This is a genomic window from Shigella sp. SIG6, from assembly GCF_053555815.1.
This window is the reverse complement of sequence record NZ_JBQZXC010000096.1, coordinates 1-14,159: the sequence shown is the minus strand read 5'-3', so window position 1 is coordinate 14,159 and position 14,159 is coordinate 1. Positions and strand designations below refer to the sequence as shown.

Here is a 14,159-nt window from a genome sequence, read left to right as displayed (position 1 = left end):
ATTCACGAAATGAATAAGTCCTGCAATTTAATATATATCGCAGGACTTATTTTAATTAATTGCTCAAACGCTGCGGATGGGTATAAACCGTTGCCCGACCCGGTTTACAAAAACCTACCAGTGTCAGATTACAGCGCTCAGCCACTTCTACAGCAAGCGTGGTCGCGGCAGACACCGCAAACAAAATCTCTACGCCGCACATCGCCGACTTTTGCACCATTTCATAACTGGCACGACTGGAAACCAGTACCGCACCTTGCTGCCAGCTTTCCCCTTCTTGTGACCGGCGGCCTAACAGTTTGTCCAGCGCCACATGGCGACCCACGTCTTCATGCCCGCCGACCAGTTCGCCAGATGGCAACATCCAGGCAGCGGCGTGAGTACAACCAGTCAGTTGCCCCACTGGCTGAAAATCGTTGAGATGACGTAATGCATCATCCAGTTTGTTGAGATCAAACGTCTGGGTGAACGGTAGCGGCTGCACCGGTTTTCCGATGTCATTAAGTTGCTCCACGCCGCATACGCCACAGCCCGTACGTCCCGCCAGCGCCCGGCGGCGCTCCTTCAACCCCATAAAGCGGCGGCTGGAAAGCTCAATTTGTACTTCAAGACCATTACAGGAAGGAACGACATCCATGCCGAAGATATCGCGCGGACTTTCTATTATCCCCTCGGAAAGCGAAAAACCGAGCGCAAAGTACTCAAGGTCTTTGGGCGACGCCATCATCACCACATGCGAAATGCCGTTGTAGACCAGCGCAACGGGAACTTCTTCCGCGACCTCATCTAACCGTGGGTGTTGTAAATCATCACGCCGCCATAACTCAATTTGACGAACACCTGTGATATTTGTCACATTTTCGATTTCTTTTCGCTGTGTTTTTTTCACTTTCTCTTAACCAGATAAGAACACACACACCAACATTATGGTATTCTGTTACAAACCCTTCCTAGATGGAGGGAAATTGAGCCAATTCTGGACCTTTGCGGCCCCTTCCGCAAAGAAAAATAACTCCCACTCCCTGCACACGCAGCAAGCGAATGTAAATGGGACGTGACAATGTCGAAACAAGGAGCAATCCATGCAGGTCAGCAGAAGGCAGTTCTTTAAGATCTGCGCTGGCGGTATGGCAGGCACCACGGCAGCGGCACTGGGTTTTGCACCCAGCGTAGCACTCGCGGAAACCCGGCAGTATAAACTGCTGCGCACCCGCGAAACCCGTAATACCTGCACCTATTGTTCCGTAGGCTGTGGGCTGTTGATGTACAGCCTCGGTGACGGAGCAAAAAACGCCAAAGCATCTATCTTCCATATCGAAGGCGATCCGGATCACCCGGTCAACCGCGGTGCACTTTGTCCGAAAGGCGCTGGCCTGGTGGATTTCATCCACTCCGAAAGCCGTCTGAAGTTTCCGGAATACCGTGCGCCAGGTTCTGATAAATGGCAGCAAATCAGTTGGGAAGAGGCGTTTGATCGCATCGCCAAACTGATGAAAGAAGACCGCGATGCTAACTACATTGCGCAAAACGCCGAAGGCGTGACTGTTAACCGCTGGCTCTCCACCGGGATGCTGTGTGCTTCCGCGTCGAGTAACGAAACCGGCTATTTAACGCAAAAATTCTCCCGCGCGCTGGGTATGCTCGCGGTCGACAACCAGGCGCGTGTCTGACACGGACCAACGGTAGCAAGTCTTGCTCCAACATTTGGTCGCGGTGCGATGACCAACCACTGGGTCGACATCAAGAACGCCAACCTCGTCGTGGTGATGGGCGGTAACGCCGCTGAAGCTCACCCGGTCGGGTTCCGCTGGGCGATGGAAGCCAAAATTCACAACGGCGCGAAGCTGATTGTGATCGATCCTCGCTTTACGCGTACGGCGGCGGTAGCTGACTACTATGCCCCTATTCGTTCCGGTACTGACATTGCTTTCCTGTCAGGCGTATTGCTGTACCTGCTGAACAATGAAAAATTCAACCACGAATACACCGAAGCCTATACCAACGCCAGCCTGATCGTGCGTGAGGATTACGGCTTTGAAGATGGCCTGTTCACCGGCTACGACGCGGAAAAACGCAAGTACGATAAATCCTCCTGGACTTATGAACTGGACGAAAACGGCTTCGCCAAACGCGATACCACGCTGCAACATCCGCGCTGCGTGTGGAACTTGCTGAAACAGCACGTTTCCCGCTACACGCCAGATGTGGTTGAAAACATCTGTGGTACGCCAAAAGACGCGTTCCTGAAAGTCTGCGAATACATCGCAGAAACCAGTGCTCACGATAAAACTGCCTCGTTCCTGTATGCCCTCGGCTGGACGCAACACTCCGTTGGTGCGCAAAACATTCGTACGATGGCGATGATCCAGCTGCTGCTCGGCAATATGGGGATGGCCGGCGGCGGCGTTAACGCCCTGCGCGGTCACTCCAATATTCAGGGGCTGACGGACCTGGGGCTACTGTCGCAGAGTCTGCCAGGTTACATGACGCTGCCAAGCGAGAAGCAGACCGATCTGCAAACCTACCTTACCGCCAACACGCCAAAACCGCTGCTGGAAGGCCAGGTAAACTACTGGGGCAACTACCCGAAATTCTTCGTCTCTATGATGAAGGCCTTCTTTGGTGATAAAGCGACGGCGGAAAATAGCTGGGGCTTTGACTGGTTGCCGAAGTGGGATAAAGGCTACGACGTCCTGCAATACTTCGAGATGATGAAAGAGGGCAAGGTCAATGGCTATATCTGCCAGGGCTTTAACCCTGTTGCCTCATTCCCGAACAAAAACAAAGTGATCGGTTGTCTGTCGAAACTGAAGTTCCTCGTCACCATCGACCCACTGAACACTGAAACCTCTAACTTCTGGCAGAACCACGGTGAGCTGAACGAAGTTGACTCGTCGAAGATCCAGACCGAAGTGTTCCGTCTGCCATCGACCTGCTTCGCAGAAGAGAACGGTTCAATCGTTAACTCAGGTCGCTGGTTGCAGTGGCACTGGAAAGGTGCGGACGCCCCGGGGATTGCGCTGACTGACGGTGAGATCCTCTCCGGTATCTTCCTGCGCTTGCGCAAGATGTATGCCGAACAGGGTGGCGCGAACCCGGATCAGGTGCTGAACATGACTTGGAACTACGCCATTCCGCATGAGCCGAAGTCGGAAGAAGTAGCGATGGAGAGCAACGGTAAGGCGCTGGCCGATATTACCGATCCGGCAACCGGTGCGGTTATCGTCAAGAAAGGCCAACAACTTAGCTCGTTCGCCCAATTGCGCGATGACGGTACAACCTCCTGTGGCTGCTGGATTTTCGCCGGTAGCTGGACGCCGGAAGGCAACCAGATGGCGCGTCGTGATAACGCCGATCCGTCTGGCCTCGGTAACACGCTGGGCTGGGCATGGGCATGGCCGCTTAACCGCCGCATTCTGTATAACCGCGCCTCCGCAGATCCGCAGGGTAACCCGTGGGATCCGAAGCGTCAGTTGCTGAAATGGGACGGCACTAAGTGGACCGGCTGGGATATTCCGGACTACAGCGCAGCGCCTCCGGGTAGCGGCGTCGGGCCGTTTATCATGCAGCAGGAAGGCATGGGGCGTCTGTTTGCCCTCGATAAGATGGCGGAAGGTCCGTTCCCGGAACACTACGAGCCGTTTGAAACGCTGCTGGGAACTAACCCGCTGCATCCAAACGTTATCTCGAACCCGGCTGCACGTATCTTTAAAGACGACGCCGAAGCATTGGGTAAAGCCGATAAGTTCCCGTATGTCGGAACCACCTATCGTCTGACCGAGCACTTCCACTACTGGACCAAACACGCGCTGTTGAACGCGATTTTGCAGCCAGAGCAGTTTGTGGAAATCGGGGAGTCGCTGGCGAATAAACTTGGCATTGCCCAGGGCGATACCGTGAAAGTCTCCTCCAACCGTGGCTATATCAAAGCCAAAGCGGTGGTGACCAAACGTATTCGCACGCTGAAAGCGAACGGCAAAGATATCGATACCATCGGTATTCCGATTCACTGGGGCTATGAAGGCGTAGCTAAAAAAGGCTTTATTGCCAATACTTTAACGCCATTCGTTGGTGATGCGAACACGCAGACGCCGGAGTTTAAGTCCTTCCTTGTGAATGTGGAAAAGGTGTAACGGAGACGACATATGGCTTATCAATCTCAAGATATCATTCGTCGTTCCGCGACTAACGGTCTGACCCCCGCGCCTCAGGCGCGGGACTTCCAGGAAGAAGTGGCGAAACTCATCGACGTTACCACCTGTATCGGCTGTAAAGCCTGTCAGGTGGCGTGTTCAGAGTGGAACGACATTCGCGATACCGTCGGCAATAACATTGGGGTGTACGACAACCCCAATGATTTAAGCGCCAAATCGTGGACGGTAATGCGCTTCTCGGAAGTGGAGCAGAACGACAAACTGGAATGGCTGATCCGCAAAGACGGCTGTATGCACTGTTCCGATCCAGGCTGCCTGAAAGCGTGCCCGGCGGAAGGTGCAATTATTCAGTATGCCAACGGTATCGTCGACTTCCAGTCCGAGCAGTGCATTGGCTGCGGTTATTGCATTGCGGGCTGTCCGTTCGACATTCCGCGCCTCAACCCGGAAGACAACCGCGTCTACAAATGTACGCTGTGCGTTGACCGCGTGGTGGTTGGGCAAGAACCAGCCTGCGTGAAGACCTGCCCAACGGGCGCGATTCACTTCGGTACGAAAGAGTCGATGAAAACGCTGGCGAGCGAGCGCGTTGCTGAGCTGAAAACCCGCGGTTACGACAATGCGGGTCTGTACGATCCGGCAGGCGTCGGTGGTACACACGTCATGTACGTGCTGCACCATGCTGACAAGCCAAATCTGTATCATGGCTTGCCGGAGAACCCGGAAATCAGCGAAACCGTGAAATTCTGGAAAGGCATCTGGAAACCGCTCGCGGCTGTTGGCTTTGCGGCTACCTTTGCGGCCAGTATCTTCCACTACGTGGGTGTCGGTCCGAACCGTGCGGATGAGGAAGAGAATAATCTGCACGAAGAGAAAGACGAGGAGCGCAAATGAAACGACGTGACACCATCGTGCGCTACACCGCGCCGGAACGTATCAACCACTGGATCACCGCCTTCTGCTTCATCCTGGCGGCGGTGAGCGGGCTGGGCTTTTTGTTCCCGTCCTTCAACTGGTTGATGCAAATCATGGGCACACCGCAGCTGGCGCGAATTCTGCACCCGTTTGTCGGCGTGGTTATGTTTGCCTCGTTCATCATCATGTTTTTCCGTTACTGGCATCAAAACCTAATCAATCGGGATGATATCTTTTGGGCGAAGAATATTCGTAAGATCGTCGTCAACGAGGAAGTAGGTGACACCGGGCGTTATAACTTCGGTCAGAAATGCGTTTTCTGGGCGGCGATTATTTTCCTGGTTCTGCTGCTGGTGAGCGGCGTGATTATCTGGCGTCCTTATTTTGCGCCTGCTTTCTCAATCCCGGTGATCCGATTCGCGTTAATGCTGCATTCATTTGCCGCAGTGGCGTTAATTGTGGTTATCATGGTGCATATCTACGCCGCCCTTTGGGTGAAAGGCACGATTACCGCCATGGTGGAAGGATGGGTTACCAGCGCCTGGGCGAAGAAACATCACCCGCGCTGGTACCGTGAGGTCCGCAAGACAACGGAAAAGAAAGCTGAATGAGTATTCGCATAATCCCGCAAGATGAGCTGGGTTCGAGCGAGAAACGTACGGCGGATATGATTCCGCCGTTATTGTTCCCTCGGCTCAAGAATTTATACAACCGCCGCGCCGAGCGTCTGCGCGAGCTGGCAGAAAATAATCCGCTGGGTGATTACCTGTGCTTTGCTGCGCTTATCGCCCACGCCCAGGAAGTGGTGCTGTACGACCATCCGCTGGAGATGGATCTGACCGCGCGCATTAAAGAAGCCAGCGCACAGGGCAAGCCCCCGCTGGATATTCACGTTCTGCCGCGTGATAAGCACTGGCAAAAGCTGCTGATGGCGCTAATTGCTGAGCTGAAACCTGAAATGAGCGGCCCGGCGCTGGCAGTGATTGAGAATCTGGAGAAGGCATCGACTCAGGAGCTGGAAGATATGGCCAGCGCGCTGTTTGCCTCTGATTTCTCGTCCGTCAGCAGCGATAAAGCGCCGTTTATCTGGGCTGCGCTGTCGCTCTACTGGGCGCAGATGGCCAATCTGATCCCCGGCAAAGCCCGCGCTGAATACGGCGAACAACGTCAATATTGCCCGGTATGTGGCTCTATGCCGGTGTCCAGCATGGTGCAAATTGGCACCACTCAGGGTCTGCGTTACCTGCACTGCAACCTGTGTGAAACCGAATGGCACGTAGTGCGCGTAAAATGCAGCAACTGCGAGCAGAGCGGCAAACTGCATTACTGGTCGCTGGATGACGAACAGGCCGCGATTAAAGCCGAAAGCTGCGATGACTGCGGCACTTACCTGAAGATTCTTTATCAGGAAAAAGAACCGAAAGTTGAAGCCGTGGCAGATGACCTCGCCTCTCTGGTACTGGACGCGCGAATGGAGCAAGAAGGCTACGCCCGTAGTTCCATTAACCCGTTCCTGTTTCCGGGTGAAGGAGAGTAATCTCTGACGTTTTCCGGGTGGCGCAGGTCGCCCGGATTACAGCTCATAGGGTGTGACGACACCATCTCTCGTATTCCGCGTTACCCATTCAAGATCATGCCGCAATTGTCTGTTTGCCTCGTTCTTCCCTCCAACACATCGATAAGGTTATGGGTATGTCATTGATGACAAGCGTATGATTGCCTGATGCGCTGCGCTTATCAGGCCTACCAATAAACTTCAATATATTGAATTTGCATGACTTTGTAGGCCGGATAAGGCGTTCACGCCGCATCCGGCATGAACAACGCGCACGTTGTCAGCAATCTGATTGACATCATTTTTTCCCATTACCATTCCTCGCGCAGCTTACGCTGATATTCGACACCATCTTCCTCACACCCTTGCCAGATGCCAGGAACACTGGTTCTTGCTGTTTGCGATTGATTTATCAGGTATTGATCTAACGCTTCCCTTAATAGGTCCGCACGAGGAAGATTACGCTGCACCTCGAGATCATCAAGTTGCTTAATCACCTCATTCGATAAATCGAGTAAAATTCTGCCCATATCTATACCTGCCAGAGAGTTCATAAATATCTCGCCAATATCATTTTTGAATCTATGGAGAGAAAAGTACCCTTGCCGAATCTTTAAAGAAAGCTCATTTACGCATCATTTTTTATTTTTGCGAGGCGTTTTCCAGATACGATGTAACAGTTGCAGTTATTATAAGTTCAAGTAAAACAGCCTTGTATTAATACCAGAATAAGGGCATCTGTTTTTTATATTCAAGAATGAAAATTTTTTTTCATTCCTTATGCTCCTTACACTGATCATCAACACCAACTACCTCCCCCTTTTGCCTGCCTCCCTTTGCTTTACGCACCGGAAATTGCTGCCGCTCCAGATATTGCTCAACCGCTTCGCGTAAAATTGCAGATCGTGAAACCTTACGCCAGCCCCGAAGCTTGTTCAGCCGTTTAATTGCCTCTTCTGATAAATGAAGAAAAACCGTATTCATCGCCATTACCACCACCTTACATATATTACTCATTAATGTATGTGCGAAAATTACGCCGGAAAAGCATTTAAAAAAATGCGGATTTTTGCATGTCATTTTGTTTTTGCGAGGCGTTTTCCAGAAATAATAAGAGCGTTGCAGTTGTTTCATTTATTACTCAAAAATGGTTTAGTTATCGCCCAGGATGAGTTATGGGTGCTATGAATATATTATATTCAGGGATATTTATTTGCATAATCTGAATGGTGTAGCCGAAAAACGTCAGCATCCTAACAGCACCAGGATTTAAGGTGAAATTAATCTTTCATCACAGACCGGTCAGTACTGCCACCAACCGGTCTTTACTTGCTCATCGTTATAATTTTGTTGGTAACAGTTCGGGAAACAAGGAATTCCTTCCGGAACACCCCCGGCATCATCCGATAGCATTGACGTCAATCATCAGCGCGACGATGAGTTTTTTTAATCGCATCATAGGGTGGCGACGTTCAGCACGATTACGGGTCATAGCAAAACTCCTGAGCAGGCGGCCACTATGCCGCTTTCACTGGAGTTCTGAATACTGGTACTTTCTGTATGGCTTCGCCATGCCCCTCGCGGCTAAGTACCTGCACACATCTCTCTTTGTATGTCATTTTTGCAATGCATTGTCCGAATTCTGATAATCCTAATGAGTTTTACTCGTCAGACTCCCATCCCTACGGTATACGAGTTATATTCATGAATGAAATCGACATTTTTAAAAAACGAATCTTGTAAAACATCAGTGTTGATATTACCTTGCAATCCAACATTGAATTTGTTAGAGACATGAAGAACTCGAATATCAAAAAGGTCTTTTAACATCATTAATTCTTCGGGTGTTAATGAATCGCAACTAAAATATCCCTGTTGATCAAAAAGATTTTCTATTTCTCCACTATCGGCGAGGCGTTTTTCAAGGAGTGTTTGCAACATCGAGTTGCCAAGGACAATGGATATCGTGCGATCTTTCGCAGATTTACACCCCATCACAACGGCAACATTCGTATCCCCCTCAAGAGTTTCATTTATCGCCGTCGCTAAAATGGTGGTCAAACACGCAAACGGAACTGTATTTCTTTCGTGATTTAATTTATCTACCAGTTCATTCCATTTATCAAAAGCCGGGCTATATTTGTTGCGCACAGAAATATCCGACTGGTTAAACAATTCAGCCATGCGATTTTTTATCATCTCGATATCCGGCGAACCAGAAAGACTTTGCGCATAATACGGTCCTGATGATGTTGCATACATTAATGCCAAGCCCACACCTGTCGCCATGATGGGCGCAGCCACGGTTTTGGCAAGGGCGACGCTGCGATGGCTATGCGCTTCACAGGCTAAAGGAACATATTCCACTGACTGCGGTAATTCCTTACATGCCTCCCTCATCATTGCGGTATGCTTTACAAACAACGGTTTTTCACTGCCCAAAAAAACTTTCTGCTTAATTGCACTAAGAAAACGCAAATCAAAAATAATTGTTTTTGGTTTATTATTTTTTGGCACATTTCCTATTATCCCGCTAAGAACCTTCCTTGCTGCATGGAGATTTTTTTGCACAGCACATAACACAATTGATGAAGCCTTCTCCACTGCATTATTGATTTTAATTTTAAAATCCGCATGATATACGTTGACGGGCAATGCAAGTATATCTGGACCTACATCTTTTGCTGAGTATTTATTGGTGATCGACGGACGTGAACCCACGAGAAAACTTAGCTGCAAATTATGCTCTATATTATCAGCTGTTTTTGTGGTGTGGTTAAACATAGAGATGCCACCTTTCATTCTTTCACACATATCCTCAACTTTTTCACTTCGTTCTTGTGGCAATTTGGCTTTAACATTAATTTGATGATTTTTACCCGTGCATTCCTTAACTACAAGGGGAATGTTATCTAAAGTGCCATACAGGCTAATAACGTCACCAGGATTTTTATCATGTAAGTAAGTTTGATTAATACTTGAAGCATTCACAAAGAGGGTCAATATTATAACTGTTTATAACTTCACCTACATCAAGTGTGTAGTGCTTACTCTGGAGACTGCCATCCTTATTTAATTGTATATCAATCAATATATCCCCGGACTTTGTCACCATATCTTTGCCATAAACCATTTGCATAGCCATTTCGAGGAGATTTTTATCTAACTGATTGCGGGCGTTGAGTAAGCGATTACCAAATAATTTATATACTGTTCCCGTCATTGCCAGCGCTGCGCTTTCTGGTACTTTGCGTTTCCACAGTGAGGTTTCTCTATTTTTAAACAGGTCATATTCATTATTACTCGACAAACCATGCTTCAGTTCGTTAACACAATCGCACAGTTGCTCCTCACCTTCCATTTTAAGGCAAAGTGAAAATTGATTTAATAGCGTTTGCTTCGGTGATTTATTACTCATTAGTTGTTTTTCTAAATTAACAACAGAATAACTTTCTTGTTTAATGAGATTAATATTGGCAACCATTATAGCCTCCTTCCCACGGTTTAAGAGCAAACATACAACATAATGATTCATAACATACAGAGCAGTAAATGAATGATACTGACAATGTATGCCAGCCCATTATCTTTGCATAATGTTTGTGAGCTATAGATTTTAAAAATATTTATGAAAAAAGTATGGCACCAGAGGGGGTTTTGACTATCAAAAATCGCTCAAACCTGAACTAAGATGATGAGTTAAGCATTATCTGCAATAATTGCCACTCAGCTCTACAAATAATATTTAAATGCTCCTGAACAGTGATGTAGCAAGACACGTATGGTGCCAACGAAGAATAAAAATTTATAAAGTTCTTATTCAATATAACCGGAATAGTCAGGGACTGATGTAAATGACCGGAATGAATGAGAGAGGCAGCACCGCCCCTCTCCATAAGCTACTCTTCTTCGTTCCCGCCCTCTTCATACGGGCCAAATGGCTTCGCGGGCAGAACGATATACGTGCCTTCAAACACTGCACCCGGCGTCTCGTCGCCAAAGATTTCGACCTGCATCTGCACCCGTGCTTTTCGTCCGCGCGCCAGACGGTCGAGATCGCCGCTTAAGGCACCAAGGTCGGCTACCGCATGGGGTTTACCGCTAATCGGTTTGCTGTAGCGGATATGCGCATCCGCCAGAATAATCGTTCCGCCGAGGTGGCGTTCACGCAGCATCAGCCAGATAAGCCCCCAACCGGTGAGCGTCGCCAGCGAGAATAAACTCCCGGCAAACAGCGTATGGTGCGGATTCTGATTGCCGGTTTCCGGCATGGTGGTGATAAATTTTTGCCCGGTATATTGTTGAATACGCACGCCCATTTTTTCACTAAGCGGGTTATGTTCGTACCACGCCTGTTGCAGCTGCGCGCACCAGGCGCCGCGATGCAAAATATCATCCAGAGTGGCGACGGGCTTAATCATCAAAAAATGGCGAATCGGCGTGGTGGTTGGCGTGGTGATTTCTCCCTGATTAACAAACCCCAGCTTGGCGAAAAACTCCACCGCGTCTTCACGGGCGCTACAGGTCACGCGCTTAACGCCTTCCTGACGCGCCACCGACTCCAGGGTCATCGCCATCAGCGTTCCTAACCCTTTGTCCTGCACGTCCGGGTGAACGGCCATAAAGCGAATGGACGCTTCATTGTCGGCATTAATATACAATCGGCCTACCGCCACCAGATTACCCTGCTCGTCGACGACCATCTGGTGATGCGCCATCGCATCCCACGCGTCGCGTTCCGAACCTTTTGGTTGATGCAGGGGCTTACGCAACATTTCCCAGCGAAACTGATAGTAACGCTCTAACTCTTCTTCTGTTTGTGGAACCTGAAGGTGATACATAGCGATACTCTCTCTTGTTTCCCGTGACAACCCTGGAAGCTGGCTCATACCTGCAACCAGAATGTCACGGGGCCATCATTGACCAGCGATACCTGCATATCGGCAGCGAAGCGTCCTGTTTGCGTGTTCATCTCTTGCTGGCGGCAGCGTTCGACGAAATAGTCATATAACGCCTCTGCGCGATCCGGTGATGCGCCTTTGGAGAAACTTGGGCGCATCCCCCGTTCGGTATCTGCGGCGAGGGTAAACTGGGAAACCACCAGTACACTGCCGCCCGCCTGTTGCACGTTGAGATTCATCTTGCCTTCGGCATCGCTAAAGATGCGGTAGCCGAGCACACGCTCGCACAGACGGTTTGCTTTCTGTTCGTCGTCATCCTTTTCGACACCCAATAACACCAAAAGTCCCGCGCCAATTTCGCCCGTCACTTCTCCCTCCACGGTGACGCTGGCACGGGTTACGCGTTGAATTAATGCAATCATGGTTCGTCGTCTTCTTCTTGTTCAGCTGCTTGTTTTAGTTTGCGGTATTCCCCGAGAGTGACAGTAATTTCCGCGCCAAGCAAGACGATACACCATGTCCAGTAGACCCAAACAAAGAGAATGGGGATCACCGCCAGCACACCGTAAATGAGCTGATATGACGGGAACATGGTGATATAAAGCGCGAAACCTTTCTTTCCTGCTTCGAACAGGAGTGCGGCGACAAACGCGCCGACAATCGCGTCGCGGTTAGGTACGCGGATGGTAGGAACAATGCTGTACAGCAACCAGAAGGAGATCCACGACAACAGCAACGGAAAAATACGCAGCACGTTGTCGATGACAGTATTGAGATCGCTCGCCCAGCGCAGGGAGAGCAAATAGGAACTGATCGCCAGACTGGCCCCTGCCAGCAGCGGCCCCAGCGTTAAAATCATCCAGTACACGGCGAACGAGTAAATTTTTGGTCGCGCTCGTTTACTGCGCCAGATGGTATTCAACGCGCTATCGATGGAGTACATCAACAATAACGCGGTGACGATCAGCCCGCACGCCCCAACGGCGGTCATCTTGTTGGAATTAGCAACAAATTGTTCGATATACCGCTGAATAACATCGCCAGTAGCAGGCAGAAAGTTGGCAAAAATAAAGTGACGTAACTGAATGCTGACGTCGGAAAACATGGGAAAAGCGGCGAAAAGCGCAAAAACAACGGCAACCAGCGGCACTAATGAGAGCAACGACACATAGGCAAGGTTACCTGCCAGGGTTGTCATGTTGTCCTCATCAATACGTTGCCAGAGTAGTTTTAGCCAGGCCCATAGTGGACGGGTACGGTGCCTGGCTTTGTCCTGAATGGTTTTTAGCATAACACCTTCGCGAAATAGTCCGGGATGGTGGTTTTATCTTTCACCAGAATACTGGTAATGCCTAGCTGATTAGCTCCTTCTATATTATCGGCGTTATCGTCGAAAAAGACCGTATCGCTGGGTGAAAAACCTTCCGCCTGCAACACATGCTGGTAAATTCGTGCTTCAGGTTTGCGCATCCCCAGATCTTGCGACAGATAGATATGGTCAGCAGCATCACGAATTTCCGGGTATTCTTCCGGCCAGAAGGTGGTATGCAGGCGGTTGGTATTGGAAAGCACCACCACGCGATGCCCCTGCTCACGCAGTTTATGCATGATGGCGATCACTTCCGGGCGCAGCGCAACAAACACCGCCTGCCAGCCGTGAGAGAACTGCTCGTAGCTTAGCGGTAGAGCCATCTCATGACACAGCGCCTCTGCGAACGCTTCGTCGCTAATTTCCCCACGCTCATGCTGATGAAACGCCTCCCCCATATGAAAACTCTTCTTAAGCGATGCCAGCGGAATACGCGTTAAATCGCTCCAGGCTCCCAGCACACGGTTAAAGTCGATATCGACAATCACATTACCTAAATCAAAGATATAGAGCATTTTTGCCTCCTTTCGCGCCACAAGAAATTAACTGTAGCGGGAAAGGATGGGTTTGGCTATGTGGCAAGGTATGACGCCAGGTTAACGGTCACAAAAATCTACGCGTCTTCCTGGGGAAGAATGATTTCAATTTGGCTGTCTTGTAAGCGTGATTTTAGCGCAGCGGGCGGCAGCTCGTCGGTAAAGAGCGCAGTGACCTGTGCCACGTTACCAATTTCAACCGCCGCCGAAGCATGATACTTAGTGTGATCGGCGACCAGCAGAATATTTCTCGCGTGCGCCATCATCGTTTTCACCACGTTAGCTTCGTTTACATCAAACTCCATCAACGCGCCATCGCTCTCAATCGCCCCAACGCTTGTTACCAGATAATCAGCACGAAAATCAGCCACAAAGGACGCCGCTGAAGGGCCAATGATCCCGCTATTATGAGAGCGCAACGTACCGCCGGGCACCATCACTTCAAAGCGCGGGTTGTGGTAAAGAATATGCGCCACACGCAGGCTGTTGGTGATTATCCGCAAATGATTATGGTTAAGTAACGCCCGGGCAACATGCTCAACAGTCGTACCAATGGTGATAAATATTGTTGAACCATCAGGAATATAGTCTGCCACCGCTTCGGCAATCGCTTTTTTTTTCTCGGTTTGCGAAACCTCACGCTGCTCGAACGCCGTATTAACGACGCTGGAAGCCCGACCCGCGCCACCGTGATGGCGCGTAATCAGGCCTTGCTCGCTTAATTTACGA

General features: G+C 49.9%; 12 protein-coding genes and 1 pseudogene. 4 read left to right on the top strand and 9 right to left on the bottom strand.

All coding sequences use genetic code 11. The features are described 5' to 3' along the window. Positions 1 to 55: 55 nt before the first annotated feature. Positions 56 to 889, bottom strand: a complete 834-nt coding sequence (gene fdhD, locus ACUU1M_RS14780) for a formate dehydrogenase accessory sulfurtransferase FdhD (RefSeq protein ID WP_000753617.1) — start codon at positions 887 to 889, stop codon at positions 56 to 58. 193 nt (positions 890 to 1,082) lie between these two features. Here fdhD and fdnG point away from each other — a divergent pair, with 193 nt between their 5' ends. From fdnG to fdhE, 4 genes are read left to right on the top strand one after another with little or no spacing between them, the layout of a single operon-like run. Further along, entirely contained in the window at positions 1,083 to 4,133 is a 3,051-nt protein-coding gene (fdnG, locus tag ACUU1M_RS14775; RefSeq protein WP_094185492.1) for a formate dehydrogenase-N subunit alpha, read from the top strand. A gap of 12 nt (positions 4,134 to 4,145) precedes the next feature. After that, on the top strand, positions 4,146 to 5,048 hold the full coding sequence (fdoH, locus tag ACUU1M_RS14770; RefSeq protein WP_000331377.1) for a formate dehydrogenase O subunit beta: 903 nt from the start codon (positions 4,146 to 4,148) through the stop codon (positions 5,046 to 5,048). Beyond that, complete coding sequence (fdoI, locus tag ACUU1M_RS14765; protein ID WP_000829017.1) at positions 5,045 to 5,680, top strand: formate dehydrogenase cytochrome b556 subunit; 636 nt, start codon at positions 5,045 to 5,047, stop codon at positions 5,678 to 5,680. The genes fdoH and fdoI overlap by 4 nt, the downstream gene beginning before the upstream one ends. Beyond that, on the top strand, positions 5,677 to 6,606 hold the full coding sequence (gene fdhE / locus ACUU1M_RS14760; RefSeq protein WP_152028997.1) for a formate dehydrogenase accessory protein FdhE: 930 nt from the start codon (positions 5,677 to 5,679) through the stop codon (positions 6,604 to 6,606). The genes fdoI and fdhE overlap by 4 nt, the downstream gene beginning before the upstream one ends. Positions 6,607 to 6,935: 329 nt before the next feature. Here the strand turns inward: fdhE and yiiF are convergent, their stop codons facing one another. From yiiF to ACUU1M_RS14720, 8 genes and pseudogenes are all read right to left on the bottom strand, one after another. Beyond that, positions 6,936 to 7,178 carry a protein YiiF gene (gene yiiF, locus ACUU1M_RS14755; protein WP_001086387.1) on the bottom strand — a complete coding sequence of 81 codons (243 nt, stop codon included), beginning with the start codon at positions 7,176 to 7,178 and terminating at the stop codon, positions 6,936 to 6,938. Positions 7,179 to 7,395: 217 nt separating this feature from the next. Continuing rightward, entirely contained in the window at positions 7,396 to 7,614 is a 219-nt protein-coding gene (locus tag ACUU1M_RS14750; RefSeq protein WP_001295676.1) for a ribbon-helix-helix domain-containing protein, read from the bottom strand. 1,605 nt (positions 7,615 to 9,219) lie between these two features. Beyond that, positions 9,220 to 10,108: pseudogene (locus ACUU1M_RS14745) on the bottom strand (hypothetical protein); the annotation flags it as partial. A 415-nt stretch (positions 10,109 to 10,523) separates the two neighbouring features. Beyond that, on the bottom strand, positions 10,524 to 11,465 hold the full coding sequence (fabY, locus tag ACUU1M_RS14740; RefSeq protein ID WP_449144685.1) for a fatty acid biosynthesis protein FabY: 942 nt from the start codon (positions 11,463 to 11,465) through the stop codon (positions 10,524 to 10,526). A 44-nt stretch (positions 11,466 to 11,509) separates the two neighbouring features. Next, the gene (gene dtd / locus ACUU1M_RS14735) at positions 11,510 to 11,947 is read right to left on the bottom strand and encodes a D-aminoacyl-tRNA deacylase (RefSeq protein WP_000560983.1); all 438 of its coding nucleotides are present in this window, start codon (positions 11,945 to 11,947) and stop codon (positions 11,510 to 11,512) included. Next, positions 11,944 to 12,816 (bottom strand): virulence factor BrkB family protein, encoded by an 873-nt coding sequence (locus tag ACUU1M_RS14730; RefSeq protein WP_000920762.1) that lies wholly within the window; start codon positions 12,814 to 12,816, stop codon positions 11,944 to 11,946. Before ACUU1M_RS14730 ends, dtd begins: the two co-directional genes overlap by 4 nt. Continuing rightward, entirely contained in the window at positions 12,810 to 13,409 is a 600-nt protein-coding gene (gene yihX / locus ACUU1M_RS14725; RefSeq protein ID WP_001295269.1) for a glucose-1-phosphatase, read from the bottom strand. The genes ACUU1M_RS14730 and yihX overlap by 7 nt, the downstream gene beginning before the upstream one ends. A 98-nt stretch (positions 13,410 to 13,507) precedes the next feature. Then, positions 13,508 to 14,159, bottom strand: a 652-nt coding sequence (locus tag ACUU1M_RS14720) for a DeoR/GlpR family DNA-binding transcription regulator (RefSeq protein WP_449144684.1), incomplete at its 5' end; no start/stop codon positions are given.